Source organism: Aeromicrobium sp. Leaf272, assembly GCF_001422865.1.
GTDB lineage: Bacteria > Actinomycetota > Actinomycetes > Propionibacteriales > Nocardioidaceae > Aeromicrobium.
On sequence record NZ_LMMY01000009.1, the window covers coordinates 621,242 to 639,509 of the forward strand.

The following is an 18,268-nucleotide window of genomic DNA, read 5'->3' on the forward strand; positions in this document are numbered from 1 at the left end:
CGCCCGCAGGCCCCCGCCGGGTTCTTCGCCCGGGAGGCCGCCGGGCTGCGCTGGCTGGCCGAGGTGTCCGACGGGGTGAAGGTGCCCGAGCTCCTGGGTGCCGACGACGAGTGCGTGGTGCTGGCCTGGGTCGAGCCCGGCAAGCCGACCGTCGAGGCGGCCGAGCGGTTCGGCCGAGCCCTGGCCCGCACCCACGCCGCCGGGGCGCCCACGTTCGGTGCCGACGTCGACGGCTTCATCGGGCTCGCCCCGCTGCCCAACCGTCCGCTCGAGACGTGGCCGGAGTTCTACGCGTCGCGCCGGGTCATGCCCTACGTACGTGCCGCGGTGCAGCGCAAGGCGCTCACGAAGGAGCAGGCCGGGACGATCGAGCGCACGATGGGCCGCATCCGTGAGATCGCCGGGCCGGCCGAGCCCCCCGCCCGCATCCACGGCGACCTGTGGTCGGGCAACGTCGTGTGGGGCACCGACGGACAGGCCTGGGTCATCGACCCGGCCGCGCACGGCGGGCACCGCGAGACCGACCTGGCCATGCTGTCGCTGTTCGGGCTGCCTCACCTTCAGCGGGTGCTCGAGTCCTACGAGGAGCAGGCCCCGCTCGCCGACGGGTGGCAGGCCCGCGTCCCGCTGCACCAGCTGCACCCGCTGCTCGTGCACGCCGTGCTGTTCGGCGGCACCTACGGCGCCCGCGCCACCGCCGCCGCGCAGGCCGCGCTCCACCCGCCCACCGACTGACCGCACCTGCGGTCCGCCGCAGGACTCGACGGCGAACTCAGCCGATTCTCACCAGGGTTGGGCACACTGGACCCATGCGCATCCTGGTGGTCGACGACGACCGCGCCGTCCGTGACTCGCTGCGACGCTCGCTGGAGTTCAACGGCTACACCGTCGAGCTCGCCTCCGACGGCGCCGAGGCGCTCGCCGTGGTCCCCCGCACCGACCCCGACATCATCGTCATGGACGTCATGATGCCGCGGCTCGACGGGCTCGAGGCCACCCGTGCGCTGCGCAGCGCGGGCAACGACGTGCCGATCCTCGTGCTCACCGCGCGCGACGCCGTGAGCGACCGCGTCGACGGCCTCGACGCGGGCGCCGACGACTACCTGACCAAGCCGTTCGCCCTCGACGAGCTGCTGGCCCGCGTGCGCGCCCTGCTGCGTCGCTCGGCCCGCCAGGCCGAGCTCGAGGCCGACGAGCAACCGCTGGAGTTCGCCGACCTGACCCTCGACCCGGTCACCCGCGACGTGACCCGCGGCGAGCGCGCCATCTCCCTGACCCGCACCGAGTTCGCCCTGCTCGAGCTGTTCATGCAGCGCCCGAAGCGCGTGCTGGAGCGGTCGTACATCCTCGAGGAGGTGTGGGGCTTCGACTTCCCCACCACCGCCAACTCGCTCGAGGTCTACGTCGGCTACGTGCGCCGCAAGCTCGAGGCCGAGGGCGAGGCGCGGCTCCTGCACACCGTGCGCGGCGTGGGCTACGTGCTGCGCGAGACGCCGCCCTGATGACGGCCTCGTCCCCCGACGCCTCCCGTCCCGCCACGACGAGCGTCCGTCCCTCGGGGGCCGGCGCGGCGCGCGGTGACACCTCGCCCGCCGAGGGAACCTCGCGGACGACCGGCGTGGTCGACGCGGCCAGGCGGCGGATCCACCCGTACACCGCGCGGGCCTCGCTGGCCCTGCGCGTCGCTCTTCTCACCACGGGCGCGGTCGCCGCGGTGCTGGCCGTCGCGAGCGCCACGGTCTACATCACGGTGCGGGCCGAGCTGGAGGGCTCGCTCGACGCCTCGCTGGTGAAGCGGGCCGACGCGGCCGTGTCGGCCGGCTACTCCCCGTCGTCGATGTCGGCGGCCGACGTCGACCTGCTCTCGGTGTTCGGGATCCGGTTCATCTCCGTCGAGGGCGGCAAGATCTTCACGGCGCAGACCCGCTCGAACGTGCCCTACGACCAGCGCGAGATCGCCGTGTCGCTGGGCGAGGAGACGACGTCGCAGCGCACGGCCCGCATCGGTGGCGTGCCGTACCGCATCGTGGCCGTCCAGGCCGGACCCGGGCAGGCCCTGGTGCTGGCGCAGTCGATGGAGTCCACCCAGCGCTCGCTCGACCGGCTGCAGCTGATCCTGCTGCTCACGAGCGCCGTCGGCATCCTCGTGGCCGGCGTGGCGGGCTGGGTGGTGGCCACCAACGGGCTGCGGCCGGTCCGCCGGCTCACCGCCGCCACCGAGCGCGTGGCCCGCACCGCGGAGCTGAAGCCGATCGAGGTCACCGGGTCCGAGCACGACGAGCTGGCCCGGCTCACGTCGTCGTTCAACCAGATGCTCATGGCGCTCGACGCCTCGCAGCAGCGCCAGCGCCAGCTCGTCGCCGACGCGGGCCACGAGCTGCGCACCCCGCTGACCAGCCTGCGCACCAACATCGAGCTGCTGGGCCAGGCCACCGAGCGGCAGGACCGCACCCTGAGCCTGGAGCAGCGTCGCGAGATCATGGACGACGTGCGGGCCCAGCTGGGCGAGCTGACCACCTTGGTCGGCGACCTGGTCGAGCTGGCGCGCGACGAGCCCCTGCACCGCGCCCCCGAGCCGCTCGACCTGGTCGACGTGGTGGAGCAGGCGCTGGAGCGGGTGCGACCCCGCTCGACCGGGCTGACCTTCGACGTCCGCCTGGAGCAGTGGGACGTGATCGGCGAGGCCCACGTGCTCGAGCGCGCCGTGACCAACCTCCTCGACAACGCGGTCAAGTGGAGCCCGGACGGCGGCAGGGTCACCGTGGCCCTGCACGAGGGCGTGCTGACCGTCCGCGACGAGGGTCCGGGCATCGCCGCGGAGGACCTGCCGCACGTGTTCGACCGGTTCTTCCGCTCCACCGAGGCGCGCACCATGCCGGGGTCGGGGCTGGGTCTGTCGATCGTGCAGCAGGCGGCGGTGCGCCACGGCGGTGCCGTGCACGCTGAGTCGCCCGAGAGTGGCGGCACGGTCGTCACGTTCTCGCTGCCGTCGGCGGCCGAGCGCGGCGACGACACGCCGCTCTGACCTGCGGCGTCGGGCCACAGGAACCGCGATCTTCTTCCGCCGCTCACACGCGCCGCTCAGCGCGCTCTCAGTGATCGGGGAGAATGTTGTTCCATGACCGACCAGAACGATCCCTTCGCCGATCGCCCCTACTTCCCCCCGACGCAGCGCGGGGCCGGCGATGCGCCCTCCTCGGGCGCGGAGGGCACCCCTGGCGCTGCCCCCGAGCAGCACCTTCCCCAGCAGCCCGCTGACGCTCAGATCACGCCCGAGCAGGCGACCGGTGAGCAGCAGGCCGGTGGCCACCCGGCCGACCACGAGCCGACGGTGCAGACCCCCGTCGAGCACGGCTCGACCCCGGACCGCACCACTGAGCAGCCCACCACCGGGCAGCCCACGACCGAGCAGCCCGCGGCCTCGACCCCCGACCGCACCGGCACCCCGGTCCCCCCGGAGTACGCGCACCGCTACGAGGCACCCGCCGCGCCCGCGGCCGGCCACCCCGGAGCCGAGCCCACCGTCGTGCTCCCGGCCGGCGCCGGTGGCGGCCAGCAGCCGCCCTTCGCCGAGCACACCGCGCCGGCGGACAAGCCCCGACGTCGACCCCGCCGGGCCGTGGCCGGCGTCGCCGCCATCGCGCTGCTGGCCGCAGCCGCCGGAGCCGGCGGCGCCGCCCTCTACGACCAGCTCGGTGCCGGCGACTCCGGCACGAGCCCGGTGGTCAGCTCGCTCGACTCGACCAGCGGGAGCGACCAGGCCACGAGTGGCCAGGTCGAGAAGGTCGCGAAGGCCGTGCTGCCGTCCGTGGTCCAGATCAACGTCTCCGGTGGGTCGGAGGCCGGGTCCGGCACGGGCATCGTCATCAGCAGCGACGGCAACATCCTGACCAACAACCACGTCGTGGAGGCGGCCGCCGAGCAGGGCACCATCACGGTGGCCTTCAGCGACGGCACCACGTCCAAGGGCACGATCGTGGGCCGCGACCCGAAGACCGACCTCGCCGTGGTGAAGGTCGAGCGCGACGGCCTCACCCCGGCCACGTTCGGCAAGTCGTCCGACCTCGCGGTCGGCGAGGAGGTCGTGGCGATCGGTTCGCCCTTCGGGCTCGAGAGCACCGTCACGAGCGGCATCGTGAGCGCGCTCAACCGTCCCGTCTCCTCCTCAGACGGCTCGGGCCAGAACACCACCGTGTTCCCCGCCGTGCAGACCGACGCCGCGATCAACCCGGGCAACTCCGGCGGACCGCTCGTCGACCTCGAGGGTCGCGTGGTGGGCATCAACTCCGCCATCCGCTCGGGTGGCACGACCGCCGCGAGCGCCGGTTCCATCGGCCTGGGCTTCGCCATCCCGATCGATCTCGCCAAGAGCGTGGCCGACCAGCTGGTCAAGGGTGAGAAGGTCGAGCACGCCCTCATCGGCGTCACCGTCCGTCCTGCCGTCGACAGCGACGACATCACCGGCATCGGTGCCGAGATCACCGAGGTCAACCCCGACAGCGCCGGCGCCGAGGCCGGTCTGGAGCAGGGCGACATCGTGACCGCCATCAACGGCCAGCCCGTCGGCAGCTCCGACGCGCTCGTGGCCGGCATCCGCGGCTACCGCCCCGGCGAGAAGGTCACGCTGACCTACCTGCGCGACGGCAAGAAGGCCGAGGCGGAGGTGACCCTCGCCTCCGACGGTGGCGAGACGAGCGACTGACGCTCCCCCGATCGGCGGCGCGCCCCTCCCCCCGAGCACTGCGCCGCCCTGCTCCTCCCCGGAACGCGGCACCTGCGTCCGGGGAGGAGCCATGTCTGGCGGCATCTCAGGCCTACGTGTCCGAAAACCGCGCGACGTCAAGGTCCTGCCAGCCCTAGCGTGGAGGCATGACCGTCTCCCCCGTGACCGAACGCGTGACCGAGCGGGACTGGTCGGTGGCCGCGCTCGCCGTCACCGTGGTGCTGTGGGCGTCGGCGTTCGTCGGCATCCGCGCCGTGGCCGACGTCTTCGAGCCCGGTCCGCTGAGCCTCGGTCGGCTGCTCGTGGGAGCGCTCGCGCTCGTGGTGATCGCCCGGCCGTGGCGTCACCGCCTGCCGCGCGGACGCACCCTCGGACTGGTCGTCGTCTACGGCGTGCTGTGGTTCGGTGCCTACAACGTGGCCCTCAACGCAGGGGAGACCTACCTCGACGCCGGCACCGCCGCGCTCGTCGTGAACATCGGGCCGATCCTCATCGCGCTGCTCGCCGGGATCGTGCTCAAGGAGGGATTCCCACGTCCGCTCGTGATCGGCATGGCGATCGCCTTCGCCGGCGTGGTGCTCATCGCCACCAGCACGCGTCACGACACGGCGGTCGAGACGGCCAGCGCCACCGGTGTGCTGCTGTGCGTCGCCGCCGCGGTGCTCTACGCCGTCGGCGCCCTCACCCAGAAGCCGACGCTGCGGACCGTCGCTCCGGCCATGTCGGTGTGGATGGCGTGCACCATCGTCGCCGTGGTCTGCCTGCCGTTCGCGCCGGGCCTCGTGGACCAGCTGGGGTCGGCGTCGAGCGGTGACGTGGCGTGGCTCGTCTACCTGGGGGTCTTCCCCACCGCCATCGGGTTCACGACGTGGTCGTACGCGCTGCGCCGGCTCGGTACCGGCTCGGTCGCGTCGACGACCTACCTCGTGCCGGCCGTCGCGACGCTCATCTCGTGGGCGCTCCTGGGCGAGGTGCCGGCGCCCCTCGCGTTCGTGGGCGGCGCGTTGTGCCTGGCCGGCGTGGCCGTCACCCGCCTGCGTCCTCGACGTGCGCACGTGGGCTGATCATCGCACCCTGAGGTCATGACGAAGAACATCCAGGTCGGTGACCGGGTCAGCTGGGACAGCCCGCAGGGCCGCACGCAGGGCAAGGTCGTGGAGCGCAAGACCAAGGACTTCCAGCTCGACGGCCGGCAGTGGAAGGCGAGCGATGACGAGCCGAAGCTCGTCGTCGAGAGCGAGAAGACCGGCGCGAAGGCGGCCCACGAGCCGTCGGCGCTGAACAAGCTGAAGAGCTAGCCGCGCGACCCCCGCCCCCGCCCGCGCCGACAGCTCAGCCGAGCAGGTCGAGGACCAGGTCGCGGAGGATGGCGAACCCGCGCTGGGTCAGCACCGACTCGGCGTGGAACTGGATGCCGTGGAAGTGCGGACCGGCCACGTGGTGGATGTCGCCGGTCGCCTCTTCTCGCTCCACGGAGACGCCTGCGGGCAGGCCCGCCGCACCGACGCGGGCCACGAACGTGTTGTAGAAGCCCACCGTCTCCGGTCGGCCCAGCACGTCGAGCCGCGACTGCGTGCCCTGGAAGACGATGTCCTTGAAGTCGACGTCGAGGCCGAGGTTGCGGCTCAGCACCTGGTGACCCAGGCACACCGCGAGGAACGGCTGCTCCGAGGCGAGCAGGTCGACCACCACGTCGTCGAGGACCGCGATCTTGGCGTCGCCGACGTCGCGCGGGTCGCCCGGGCCCGGACCGACGACCACGAGGTCGTACTCGTCGAGCGCACGCCCGCCCTCGACCCAGGCGCGGTAGGCGTCGTGGCGCACGACGTCGGTGCTCATGCCCAGCACGCCGAACACGTGCGACAGCATGTTGACGAAGTCGTCCTCGCCGTCGACCACCACGACCCTGCGGCCCTGCAGCGACGGCTCGGGCGCGGCACCGGACTGGTCCGACAGCCAGAACTGGCTGAGCCGGGCGTTGCGCTCGCCGAGGGCGATGAGCACGTCGTCCTCCCGGGTGAACGCGTCGAACGTGTCGGGCGCGCCGCCCGTGGCGGGGGCCGGCGCGTCGACCAGGCCGAACGCGCTCAGCACGCCCGAGGCCTTGGCCCACGTCTCGGCGGTCTCGTAGTCGGGGTCGGAGTCGCGCACGAGCGTGGCCCCGGCGGTGACCTTCAGGTTGCCCTCGAGGTCGACGTCGGCCGTGCGGATGAGGATGGGCGCGTCGGCGCGCTGCAGCCCGTCGGCGTCGCGGCCCACGAGGGCGGCCACCGACGCGTAGTAGCCGCGGCCGTGCGCCTCGTACTGCTCGATGAGCCGGCAGGCGTTCTCCACGGGGCTGCCCGTGACCGTGGCGGCGAACATCGAGTCGCGCAGCACGGCGCGCACGTCACGGTCCGTGCGACCGGCGAGCAGGTACTCGGTGTGCACGAGGTGGCTCATCGGCTTGAGGTACGGCCCCAGCACGAGACCCCCCTCGTGGCAGATGTCGCACATCATCTTGAGCTCCTCGTCGACGACCATGAAGAGCTCGTAGATCTCCTTCTCGTCGCGCAGGAACTCCAGCAGGGCCGACGTCTTCTCGGCGTGGGTCGTGAGCCCCTTGGTGCGGAACGTGCCGCTGATCGGGTTCATCCGCNTGAAGATGCAGAACGTCCAGAACGCACCGCGCTCGCGCTCGAGCAGCCGACGGAACACGGCCAGCGCGGCGTCGTGGCCCCAGTCGGCGACCTTCGCCCGGTAGTGCCGCCCGATCACCAGGTTGGCACCCTCGCCGCGGCCGATCTCGTCGTCGATGATCTGGCGCACCATCGAGGCGTAGTCGGCGTCGGACGTCTCGAAGCCGCCGCGGTCGGCCAGCTGCACGCCGCCGTCTGGCAGCGTCGGCAGCAGGTCGGCCAGCGGGACCTCGTGGAGGACGTCGGCGCTCACCACGCGCAGGGGGGTGCCGTCGTCGTGCGCGGCGAACCCGCGCTCACGGGCCTGTCGGAACGGCACCAGCACCAGGTGGTCCCACACTCCGCCACCAGCCGCCCGCGGCCCGGCACCCCCGCCGAGCCGGTCGGGGACACCGGCCGACAGGGGCACGTCGGCCAGGTCCTCGACGTCCTCGAAGGCGCCACCGAGGAGGGTCACCGTGTCGCTGTCGCGCACACGGATCAGCGCGAACGCGGCCTGCTGCTGGAGCTCGCCGACGAGCGGGTGGGTCATGGTGTGTCCTTCGGGTCGCCTCGGCCGACGCCGGGACGGAGAACGCCCAGACCGCTCGGCTGAGGGGTCTGGGCGTGGGTCGCGTCGAGGCCTCCTCTAGAGGAGGCGCCACCAGGGGGTGGGAACGACGATCATGGCGCCAGCGTAGTGCCTCGGCTGCGGGGACGGCTGTCACCCTTGCCAGACTGTGCGACGTGGAGCCCTTCGAGATCGACGTCGACCTGATCCGCCGCGACCTCGCGCAGCTCGTCAGCTACCCCAGCGTGGGCGGCAGCGAGTCCGAGGCGTCGGTGCAGCGCTGGTGCGCCGCGACCCTGCAGGGACTGGGGCTCGACGTCGACCTCTGGCCGATCGACCTGGCCGCGCTGCGCGCCGACCCCGACTACCCGGGCGAGGAGGTCGAGCGCGACGAGGCCTGGGGCTGCGTGGGCCTCGGCGCGGGTGCCGGGCCCCGGGCGGCGGACGGCACTGACGGCGCCGGCGTCCCGAACCTCGTGCTCAACGGCCACGTCGACGTCGTGCCGCCGGGCGACCCGGACTGGTGGACCGCGCACGATCCCTGGTACCTGCAGGAGGCCGACGGCCGCTGGTACGGGCGCGGCACCTGTGACATGAAGGGCGGCGTGGTCGCCATCCTCGCGGCCGTGCGTGCCGTCGGCGACCGCCTGACCAAGCCCTTCGCCGTGCACGTCGTGGTCGGCGAGGAGGACGGCGGCATCGGCACCTTCGCCACGCTGCGCCGCGGCCACACGGGTCTGGCCTGCCTCATCGCCGAGCCGACGGCGGGTCAGATCGTCTCGGCCAACGCCGGGTCGCTCACGTTCCGGATCGAGCTGCGCGGCCGGGCCACGCACGGGTCGCGCGCTGGGCACGGCGTCAGCGCCGTCGACCTCTTCGAGCGCGTTCACGCGGCGCTGCGCCGACTCGATGCCGAGCGCAACGTCGACCCGCCGGCACCGTTCACCGACCGCCCGTGGCCTCTGTCGGTCGGCATCGTGCAGGCCGGCGACTGGGCCAGCACCGTGCCCGACCTGCTCGTCGCGGAGGGCCGGTTCGGGGTCATGCCCGGCGAGTCCTTCGTCGACGCCATGGCCACGTTCGAGGCGGCCGTCGCCTCCGTTGACGACCCGTGGCTGCGCGAGCACCCGCCGCAGGTCACGTGGCCCGGCGGTCGGTTCGCAGCCGGCTCGCTGCCCGACGCCCATCCGTTCGGCGACTCGGTGCGTGACGCCGTGGTGGCCGCCGGGGCCGAGGCGCCGCCGTTCGTGGGCGCCCCGTACGGCTCCGACCTGCGCCAGTACGCCGCCGCCGGCATCCCCACCGTCCAGTTCGGCCCCGGCCACATCGAGCACGCCCATGCGGTCGACGAGTACGTGCCGATCGACGAGGTCGTGCTCAGCGCCCGGGCCTACGCGCACCTGCTCCTGCAGCACTGCAGCTGACCTGCGGGAGGTCTCGACCTGCCGGTGCGCGGCCGCGCGAGGCTCGACCTTGCTGGTGCGCAGCCGCGGCTCGCGCCGGGTGCGGCCCCGGAGGGCCTCGACCGGGCGGCTGGCGGCGCGGTCGCTCGAGCCCTCGCCCTGCGGCCTGGGTGGGCGGTAGGTGACGAGAGGAACGGAGGGGCGGCGGTAGGTGGCACGCACTTCCCGGGCCTCGGCGGTAGGTGTGGCGCGGAAGGCGAGCGTGTATCCGCGCGCCACCTACCTTCCCGACGCATGAAGCGCGCGCCACCTACCTCCACCGCCCACGACCCGCCGCAGTCCGAGAACCCAGCCGACCATGGCGCCGGCCGCCCGGTCGAGGCCTCTTGGAGACCGGCACCTACGCGAGCCGAGGCAACGCGACGGCGAACCCAGGCCAGCGCCGAGCCGTCAGTCCTGGACGGCCTTGGCCACGGTGACGCAGGTCGTCGACCAGTCGCGGTCCCCCGTCGTGAGCGGTCGGCCGAGGCGCTGCGCGTCCTGGACCGCCCAGAGTGCGTTGTGCATCATGCGGACGACGACCCAGTCGCGCGCCCGGTCCTCGTCGAGGCCCGCCGCGTCGACCACGGTGTGGAAGCGTCGACGGACCGCGAACCGGACGTCGCGAGCCGCGAGCACCTCGTCCCAGCGGTTCCACAGCAATGGGGCCGGCTCGTAGTGCGGGTCGCCGCTGATGCCCTTCGGGTCGATCGCCAGCCATGGTTCACGCAGGTCCGCCTCAGCCGGCGCTCCACGACGCGAGGCGAGGACGTTCGCGTCGTGCAGGTCGGTGTGCACCGCCACGCCGTCGGTGTCCGGGTCGGCCGCGAGGTCGCGCCCGAGCGAGACGGCCTGCTGCACGAGACGTCGCGGCGCCGGGACCGTGGCCTCCGCCGCGGCGAGCTCGTCGGTCCAGCGGGCGACCAGCGACGACAGCGCGACGAGCCGACGCGGCGCGGGCCGGTGCAACGTGCCGTAGAGCCCGGCGACCACCTCGCACGCCTCCAGCACCGGGAGCGACGACAGTGCGGCGGGGCCGGCGCGCTCCAGCAGGAGCGCCCCGCGGGCCAGGTCGGCACGGAGCATCCGCACCGCACCGCGGCCGTCCCAGGTCGACAGCGTCAGGTGCTCGTGCCGGGTCTCCTCGTCGACGAACCCGACCTTGAGCACGGCCTCGACCCCGTCGGCGGTCCGCACCGGCAGCACGAGCGCGCACTCACCGTGCATCGCCTCGCCGTCGCGCCGCACCGTCCACTCCGCCAGCAGCGTCTCGACGGTCCGGGGCAGGGCCTCCACGAACGTGGCCCACTCCGGCCCGCGGTCGGCGAAGGCCAGGACGTCCGGCGGGAGCGCGATCACGCCTCCAGACAACCACCCGGCGCCCACCGCGGGTCACGGCTGGACGGGCGCCTCCGGGTCCTCCTCGTCGGCAGTCGGGTCCTCCGTGGGATCCGGCTCGGCCGGCGTCGGAGCCGACGTGAGCGGCAGCGGCGTGTAGTCGCCGACGTCGATCACGCCGGCGGGCGTGAAGGTGACGACCTGCAGACCGACCGGCGCACCGTCGGCGTCGAAGGTGACGAGCGTGACCTGGGCGTCGCGGCGCAGGCTGCTGCCCAGCGCGATCGGCAGCACCGCGCCCCCGGTCGAGCCGGTGGTGAGGCGTGTGGTCGTGGCACCGTCCGGACCGACGATCGCCTTCGGCCCCACCTGGTAGTGCAGGTGGCCGGTGAGCACGAGGTCGACGCAGCCGCTGCCGGCCACCTCCTTCGCCGACGCCCACGAGTGCACCGCGAGCACGCCCACCCGCTCGCCTCGTTCGTCGGCCTCGCACGCCACGTCGCGCAGGGCGGTGTCCTGGTCCGACAGCGCGGAGTCGCGGGTGGCCGCGTCCTCGGTGTAGCCGGTGATCTTCGTGCCGCGCGGGTCGGTCTCGCCCAGGAAGCGCACCCCGCCGACCTCGACGGGCTCGGCGTCGAGCACGGTGAAGCCGTTCTTGCGCATCTGCTCGACGGTGGGGTCGGCGTCGTGGTTGCCGCCGACGGCCACGACGTCGAAGCCGTCGAACTCGCGGGCGAGGGAGTTGATGCTGAAGTTCTCCCACTCCCCGCCCTGCGACGTGTCGTCGCCGAGGTCGATGAGGAGCTCCGCCTGCGCCTGGTCGGCGATGCGGCGCGCGACCGGGTCCATGCCGATGTTGTCGTGCCGGTCGGTGACGACCAGGGCCGTCTTCTCGCCCTCCTCGGGCCGGCGCACGCTCACCTGCTGGGCCTGCTCCTCCAGCGCGCCGTAGAAGCTGACGGAGTCCTGGTAGAGGTAGAGCGCGCCCTCCACGAGGGCCCGGCTGCTCGTCGTGGCGCTGCCCTGCGCCAGCTCGAGCCGGTCGAGCACCGGGTCGGCCGGCAGCTGGGGGAAGATCTCGCGCACGCTCGACCACGTCTGCTCGGGAGCGTCGTCCTGGCGCTCGGGAAGGGTCACCAGCACCAGGGAACCGACCACCACGACCGACGTCGCGACCGCACCCGCCACCTGGCCGCGCGACGGCTGCACGGCCTCGCGGCGGATCCGGCGACGTCGGTCCTCGCCGACCGCCCGCCACGCCAGCACCACCACGGTGACGGCCAGCACGCCGACACCGACGCCACGCAGCGCCGCCTCGGCAGCCATGTCGGTCACGGCTGCCGTGACCTCGCGGATCTCACCCTGGGGCTGCGCCGCGATCGCGGCGTCGCGCTGCAGCAGCTCCTCCAGGCCGACGGCGTCGGAGTCGCCCAGGCGGATGTCGACACCGAGGCCGACGGGTGCATCGACGTCGACCCGGGCCTTCGGCAGCAGCGGCCCGAAGTCGAGGGTCGCGTGCCCGTCGAACGCCGGGCTGACCACCGCCTGGTGCGCGCCGATCGTGAGGTGCCGCTCGCTGTGCACGAACGTCGAGGACGCGACGGGGAGACCGGCCAGCACGGCCACCGCCAGCAGGGCCACTCCGACCAGGATCCTTCGCACGGCACCACCCTAGGAGGGACGTGCCGGTCCCACGGGCCTAGGCCATCCGTTTCGGACAGTTCCGGGGCACTGTCGGGGTCCGAACCGCCCCGGAAGTGTCCGAGACGGAGGGACTCAGGAGACGCGGGAGAGCCAGGTCTGCGTGGTGCCGACGGTGGTGAGCAGCTGGGTGGCGCGAGTCAGCACGACGTAGAAGGTGCGCCAGCCGGCCTCGGACTCGGCGACGATCGCGTCGGGCTCGACCACCACCACGGCGTCGAACTCCAGGCCCTTGGTGTCGAGCCCGTCGAGCACCCGCAGCCGGTCGTGTGCGGCGAGCTCGCCGGCGAGCCGCTCCCGCAGACGGGGCAGGTCGGCGCGGGCGGCCACGACCGCCACCGTGCCCTCGACCCGCTCGAGCATCGTGGCGACCTCCGCGGCGGTCGCGTCGAGCAGCACTGCGTCGGCCACCCACTCGTGACGCGGCGCCTCCCCCGTCTTGCGCACCGCCTCGGCGAGGTCGGCGCCGGGGATCGCGACCTGGGCCACGTCGGCCGCGAGCTCGTAGATCTCCGCGGAGTTGCGGTAGTTGGTCGACAGCCGGAACCGGTGCTCGGGCTTGCCCTCCAGCGCGGTGGACCGGGCGGCCGCGGCTTCCTCGGGGTGCGGCCACGACGACTGGGCGGGGTCGCCGACGATCGTCCAGCTGGCGTACCGACCGCGACGTCCGAGCATGCGCCACTGGAGGGGCGACAGGTCCTGGGCCTCGTCGACGAGCACGTGGGCGTACCCGTCGTCGTCGATGCTGGTGGTGGAGCGCAGCTCGTTCTCGACCTCGCGCTCACGTCGCTCGAAGCTCATCAGCTGGCGCGGGACGTCATGGTCGTCGTCGTCCTCCGGCGGGACCTCGCCCACGAGGTAGCGCAGCTCGTCGATGAGCGGCACGTCCTCGATGGCCGGCACGCCCGCCTGCCACGACGCGACCATGGCGTCGAGCTCCTCGGCCGAGAAGGCGCCGTTGGCCAGCTCGCGCACCCGTCGGGGCAGGGTGCGCCACAGCTCGACGGCCTCGACGGGCGGCCACCAGGCCTCCACGAAGTCGACGTAGCGGTAGTCGGTCGTGAGCGTGTCGAGGAAGCCCTCCTCGCCCTTCTCGAGCGCCCGCTCGCCCTCGACCTGCTGCCACAGGGCGCGCGCCACGGCGGCCGGGGCCTTCGCGTAGGCGCGGTTGCGCGGCAGGTTGGCCAGCAGCCCGCGCCGGATGTTCGCCAGCTTCTTGGCGTCGAGGACGAGCACGTCGTCCTTGTAGAAGTAGCGGAACGACGTGGGCTCGCTCGGCTGGGGCGACGTGGCGAGCCGGCGCAGCACCGGCAGCATGCGCGACGAGCCCTTCGCGGCGGCGGCCTTGGGCTCGTCGTGCTGCAGCGCCCGAAGCCCGTCGACGACCTCGCCGAGCGAGCGCAGCGTGACGGCCGTCTCGCCGAGGCTCGGCAGCACCCGCTCGATGTAGTTCATGAACACCGACGAGGGCCCGACGACGAGCACGCCGCCGGACTCGAAGCGTCGCCGGTCGGTGTACAGCAGGTAGGCGGCGCGGTGCAGCGCGACGACGGTCTTGCCGGTGCCCGGGCCGCCGCCGATGATCGTGGCGCCGCGGCTGGGCGCCCGGATGGCCTCGTCCTGCTCCTTCTGGATGGTCGCGACCACGGAGTGCATGGTGCTGTCGCGGGCGCGCGAGAGGCTGGCCAGCAGCGCGCCCTCGCCCACCACGACCATGTCGTCGGGGGCGTTGTCGCCGTCGAGCAGGTCGTCCTCGACCCCCACCACGGTCTTGCCCGAGCTGCGGAGCACCCGGCGACGCACGACGCCGGACGGCTCCTGCGCGGTGGCCTGGTAGAACAGCGCCGCCGCAGGGGCGCGCCAGTCGATGAGCAGGATCTCGCGGTCGGCGTCGCGCACGCCGATGCGGCCGATGTAGCGCGCCTCCCCGTCGAGCAGGTCGAGCCGGCCGAACACGAGACCGTCGTGGGCGGCGTTGAGCGCCGTCAGCCGGCGCGTGGCCTGGAAGACCATCGCGTCACGCTCGACGAGGCCGCCCTCGTTGCCGACGTGGCCACGCGCGAAGCCCTCGGTGACGAGTGACTGGGCCACCTTCGTCGACTCGTCGAGACGGCCGTACACGACGTCGACGTACGCCTGCTCCGCCGCGATCTCGGCGGCGGCCTGCTGCTCGGAGGACACGCTTTCCTCGGCTCTCGTGGGTCTTTCTGCGAACTACCCATCCTAACGACCTGGGCGCCCAGGCATTCCCTCAGCCCGCAGGTGTTGGCCGAAACGTCACCCACCGCGGCGCAGGCTCAGCGCTTGCGCTGCAGGAAGGCCGTCATCGCCTCGCGGGCCTCGTCGCTGCCGAACAGGCGCGCGGACTGCGCGGCCACGTCGGCACCGAGCGCGTCGATGCGCGCCACGAGGTCGTGGTTCAGCAGCCGCTTGGTCTCGCGCAGCCCCTGCGGGTAGCCCTGCACCAGGTCGGCCAGGACCGACCCGACCGCGTCGGCGAGGTCGGCGTCGGGCACGGCCCGGGTGACCAGGCCGGCGGCCTGCGCCTCCTGGGCGCCGAAGGTGCGACCGGTGAGGAACAGCTCGGCCGCGGCCCGGTCGGAGAAGCGCTCGAGCAGCGTGAGCGAGATGACCGCGGGCGCCAGCGCCAGCCGGACCTCCGTGAGGGCGAAGGTGACCGACTCCGCCGCGACGACCACGTCGGCTGCTCCCACGATGCCGAGGCCCCCGGCCCGCACCGGGCCGGCCAGCTCGACCACGACCGGCGTCCCGGCGGTCGCGATCTGGCGCTGCAGGGCGACGATGGCCCGCGCGCCCTCCTCCATGCCGCCGCTCGCGGCCTCCGAGAGGTCGGCCCCCGAGCAGAACACACGGTGCGCGGACCGGACCCGGATCGCCCGGACCGCCGGGTCGGCGTCGGCGCGCTCGAGCCGGTCGGCCAGCTCGGTGACCAGCTGCCGGCTGAGCGCGTTGCGGTTGTGCTCGCTGTCGAGCGTGACCGTGGCGACCGCGTCGGCCACCTCCAGGTGCACCAGCTCTGCCATGACCGCTCCTCTCAGTAGGACTTGGGCAGGCCCAGGGAGAACTGGGCCACGAAGTTGAGCGCCATCTCCTTCGACACGGGGGCGATGTTGCTGAGCCGCGACGAGGCGACGGCCTGCACGAGGCCGTACTCGAGCGCCAGGCCGTTGCCTCCGTGCGTCTGGATGGCCTGGTCGACGGCCTTCGCCGCGGCCTCGCCGGCGGCCACCTTCGCCATGTTGGCGGCCTCCCCGGCACCCATCAGGTCGCCGGCGGCGTAGAGCGCGGCAGCCTTCTGGGTGAGCAGACGCGCCATCTCGACGTCGATGTGCAGGCGGGCGAGCGGGTGGCTGATGGCCTGGTGGGCGCCGATCGGCTTGCCCCACACCTCGCGCTCCTTGGCGTAGGCCACGGCCTTGCGGATCGCCCAGCGGGCCGTGCCGGTGGCCATCGACGCCGCCATGATCCGCTCGGGGTTGAGACCCGCGAAGAGCTGCTCCAGACCGGCGTCCTCGTCGCCGACCAAGGCATCGGCGGGCACGCGCACGTCGTCGAAGAACAGCGTGAACTGCTTCTCCGGGCTCACGACGCCCATCTCGATCTGCTGCTTCGTGAAGCCCTCGGCGTCCGTGGGCACCATGAACAGCGCGGGCTTGAGCTTGCCGGTGCGGGCGTCGGAGTAGCGGGCGACGACCAGCAGGTGGCTGGCCTCGTCGACGCCGGAGATGTAGGTCTTGGTGCCGTTGAGCACCCACGTGCCGTCGTCGTCCTTCCGGGCGTTCGTGACGATGTTGTGGGAGTTGGAGCCGGCGTCGGGCTCGGTGATGGAGAAGGCGTACGTGGCGGTGCCGTCGGCCAGGCCGGGNCTGACCACCATGAGCAGCAGCGGGCAGCCGGCCGTGGCCAGCTCCTCGCACACGGCCGCGAGGTCGCCGATGTCGCCGCCACCACCGCCGAACTCCTCGGGGATCGAGACGCCGAGGTAGCCGTTCCTGCCGGCCTCGGCCCACAGCTCGGTCGTCTTGCGTCCCTCCGCCGCGGTCTCGTGGAAGTACTTCTCGCCGTACTTGGCGCCCAGGGACGCGACGGCCTTGCGCAGCTCCTGGCGCTCCTGGGTCTCGGTGAACTGGCTCATGAGAGGTTCCCTTCGATGGTTTCGATGACGGCGAGGACCGCACCGGACTCGACCTGCTGGCCCGCCGTGACGGCGAGCTCGGTCACCACGCCGTCGACGGGCGCGGTGATGGTGTGCTGCATCTTCATGGCCTCGAGGACGACCACGACGTCGCCCTTCGTGACCTGCTGGCCGGCCTCGACGCCGACCTGCACGACGCTGGCCGGCATCGGGGCGAGGAGCGAGCCCTCGGCGACGACGTCGGCCGGGTCGACGAACGTGGGGACGACGTCGAACGACAACGACCCGGCGGGCCCGTCCACGTCGACGGTCTCGTCGGCCACGGTGACGCGGTAGGTCTCCACGACGCCGTCCGTCTCGAGCACGACGTGTGCCGCCTGCCGCCCACGGCCCGGCACCTCCGCCGGGGCCGTGGACACGTCCAGCACGGTGGCGACGTCGCTGACGAGCCGCCCACCCTCGGCGCGGTACTCGACCGTGAGCTCCTCGGTCCCGAGCAGCAGCGAGCGGCGCCGCGGCTGGCTGGGCACGTTGCGGAACGCGGTGGGGATGCGGCCCAGCACGGGTGAGGACGTCGACGCGGTGCGGGCCTGCGCGAGCGCGGCCGCGAGGGCTGCTCGCTGCACCGCGGCGTCGTCGAGGAGGGGCTTCGTCCAGTCGGCGATCCGCTCGGCGAGCAGGGCGGTGTGCACCCGGCCGGCGACGAACTCCTCGTCGGCCAGGACGCCGCGCAGCAGACCCACGTTGGTGGTGAGCCCGTGCACGCGCGTGCGGCGCAGGGCGTCGTCGAGACGTCGGACCGCCTGGGTACGGTCGTCGCCGTGGGCGACCACCTTGGCGATCATCGCGTCGTAGAAGTGCGTGACGACCGAGCCGGACTCCACCGCCGAGTCCGTGCGCAGACCCGGCCCGCTGGGCACCTCGAAGGTGCGCAGGGTGCCGGTCTGGGGAGCCCAGTCGTCGCCGGCGTCCTCGGCGTAGAGGCGCACCTCGATCGCGTGGCCGGTGGGTCCGGTCGGCTCGTCGGTCGGCAGCGCGTGACCCTCGGCGACCGACAGCTGCAGCGCGACGAGGTCGATGCCGAACACCTCCTCGGTGACGGGGTGCTCGACCTGCAGGCGGGTGTTCATCTCCAGGAAGAAGACGCGTCCGTCGTCGGCGTGGCCGTCGGACACGAGGAACTCCACGGTGCCGGCGCCGACGTAGCCCACCGCCTCGGCGGCGTTGCGAGCCGCGGTGTGCAGGGTGCGGCGGACGGCGTCGCTGAGGTTCGGCGCGGGCGCCTCCTCCACGACCTTCTGGTGCCGGCGCTGGATCGAGCAGTCGCGGTCGCCGAGGATCCAGGTGGTGCCGTGCGTGTCGGCCAGCACCTGCACCTCCACGTGGCGCGCCGTCGGCAGGTACGGCTCGACGAACACGGTGTCGTCGCCGAATGCCGACGCCGCCTCGGCCGCGGCGGCCGTCAGCTCGCCCTCGAGGTCCTCGGCGCGCTCGACCACGCGCATGCCGCGTCCACCACCACCGGCCGACGCCTTCACCAGCAGCGGGAAGTCGCCGGGCTGGGCGGTCTCGGGCTCGATGCTGAGGATCGGCACGCCCGCCTCGGCCATGATCTCCTTGGCGCGGATCTTGCTGCCCATCGCGTCGATGGACTCCGGCGTGGGGCCGATCCAGACCAGG

At 73.1% G+C, this 18,268-nt stretch carries 14 protein-coding genes and 1 pseudogene; 7 read left to right on the forward strand and 8 right to left on the reverse strand.

Translation table 11 applies throughout. The annotated features are described in order from the left end of the window. The 6 genes from ASF38_RS04665 to ASF38_RS04690 form a co-directional block, all read left to right on the forward strand. A partial coding sequence (locus ASF38_RS04665) for a fructosamine kinase family protein (protein ID WP_082480441.1) occupies positions 1 to 735 on the forward strand: 735 nt, incomplete at its 5' end. 74 nt (positions 736 to 809) lie between these two features. Beyond that, positions 810 to 1,502, forward strand: coding sequence for a response regulator transcription factor (locus ASF38_RS04670; protein ID WP_055962632.1), 693 nt, complete (start codon positions 810 to 812; stop codon positions 1,500 to 1,502). After that, the gene (locus tag ASF38_RS04675; protein WP_082480375.1) at positions 1,502 to 3,025 is read left to right on the forward strand and encodes a cell wall metabolism sensor histidine kinase WalK; all 1,524 of its coding nucleotides are present in this window, start codon (positions 1,502 to 1,504) and stop codon (positions 3,023 to 3,025) included. Before ASF38_RS04670 ends, ASF38_RS04675 begins: the two co-directional genes overlap by 1 nt. A 93-nt stretch (positions 3,026 to 3,118) precedes the next feature. Continuing rightward, positions 3,119 to 4,702 carry a trypsin-like peptidase domain-containing protein gene (locus tag ASF38_RS19500; RefSeq protein ID WP_056573988.1) on the forward strand — a complete coding sequence of 528 codons (1,584 nt, stop codon included), beginning with the start codon at positions 3,119 to 3,121 and terminating at the stop codon, positions 4,700 to 4,702. Between the two features lie 167 nt (positions 4,703 to 4,869). After that, complete coding sequence (locus ASF38_RS04685) at positions 4,870 to 5,787, forward strand: DMT family transporter (protein ID WP_056573993.1); 918 nt, start codon at positions 4,870 to 4,872, stop codon at positions 5,785 to 5,787. An 18-nt stretch (positions 5,788 to 5,805) separates the two neighbouring features. After that, positions 5,806 to 6,021, forward strand: coding sequence for a DUF2945 domain-containing protein (locus ASF38_RS04690; protein WP_055962621.1), 216 nt, complete (start codon positions 5,806 to 5,808; stop codon positions 6,019 to 6,021). Positions 6,022 to 6,055: 34 nt separating this feature from the next. On the opposite strand, the gene ASF38_RS04695 is transcribed toward ASF38_RS04690, so the two are convergent. Then, the gene (locus tag ASF38_RS04695; protein ID WP_235497430.1) at positions 6,056 to 7,357 is read right to left on the reverse strand and encodes a chorismate-binding protein; all 1,302 of its coding nucleotides are present in this window, start codon (positions 7,355 to 7,357) and stop codon (positions 6,056 to 6,058) included. Positions 7,358 to 8,127: 770 nt separating this feature from the next. On the opposite strand from ASF38_RS04695, the gene ASF38_RS04700 reads away from it, so the two are divergent. Further along, the gene (locus ASF38_RS04700) at positions 8,128 to 9,375 is read left to right on the forward strand and encodes an ArgE/DapE family deacylase (RefSeq protein ID WP_056556749.1); all 1,248 of its coding nucleotides are present in this window, start codon (positions 8,128 to 8,130) and stop codon (positions 9,373 to 9,375) included. Between the two features lie 429 nt (positions 9,376 to 9,804). Here ASF38_RS04700 and ASF38_RS04705 read toward each other — a convergent pair whose 3' ends face one another. The 7 genes and pseudogenes from ASF38_RS04705 to ASF38_RS04730 form a co-directional block, all read right to left on the reverse strand. Continuing rightward, a complete protein-coding gene (locus ASF38_RS04705) occupies positions 9,805 to 10,752 on the reverse strand; it encodes an aminoglycoside phosphotransferase family protein (protein WP_056573999.1) in 948 nt (315 codons plus the stop codon). A 33-nt stretch (positions 10,753 to 10,785) separates the two neighbouring features. Beyond that, positions 10,786 to 12,393 carry a metallophosphoesterase gene (locus tag ASF38_RS04710; RefSeq protein WP_156366784.1) on the reverse strand — a complete coding sequence of 536 codons (1,608 nt, stop codon included), beginning with the start codon at positions 12,391 to 12,393 and terminating at the stop codon, positions 10,786 to 10,788. Positions 12,394 to 12,507: 114 nt separating this feature from the next. Then, positions 12,508 to 14,613 carry an AAA family ATPase gene (locus ASF38_RS04715; protein WP_056574004.1) on the reverse strand — a complete coding sequence of 702 codons (2,106 nt, stop codon included), beginning with the start codon at positions 14,611 to 14,613 and terminating at the stop codon, positions 12,508 to 12,510. Positions 14,614 to 14,729: 116 nt separating this feature from the next. Further along, entirely contained in the window at positions 14,730 to 15,476 is a 747-nt protein-coding gene (locus ASF38_RS04720; RefSeq protein ID WP_055962602.1) for an enoyl-CoA hydratase-related protein, read from the reverse strand. Positions 15,477 to 15,487: 11 nt separating this feature from the next. Further along, positions 15,488 to 16,318, reverse strand: an 831-nt coding sequence (locus ASF38_RS04725) for an acyl-CoA dehydrogenase family protein (RefSeq protein WP_235497399.1), incomplete at its 5' end; no start/stop codon positions are given. A gap of 1 nt (position 16,319) precedes the next feature. Continuing rightward, positions 16,320 to 16,588: pseudogene (locus ASF38_RS18855) on the reverse strand (acyl-CoA dehydrogenase family protein); the annotation flags it as partial. Beyond that, on the reverse strand, positions 16,585 to 18,268 hold a 1,684-nt coding region (locus ASF38_RS04730), incomplete at its 5' end, for a biotin/lipoyl-containing protein (protein WP_235497400.1). The gene ASF38_RS04730 and the pseudogene ASF38_RS18855, both read right to left, overlap by 4 nt.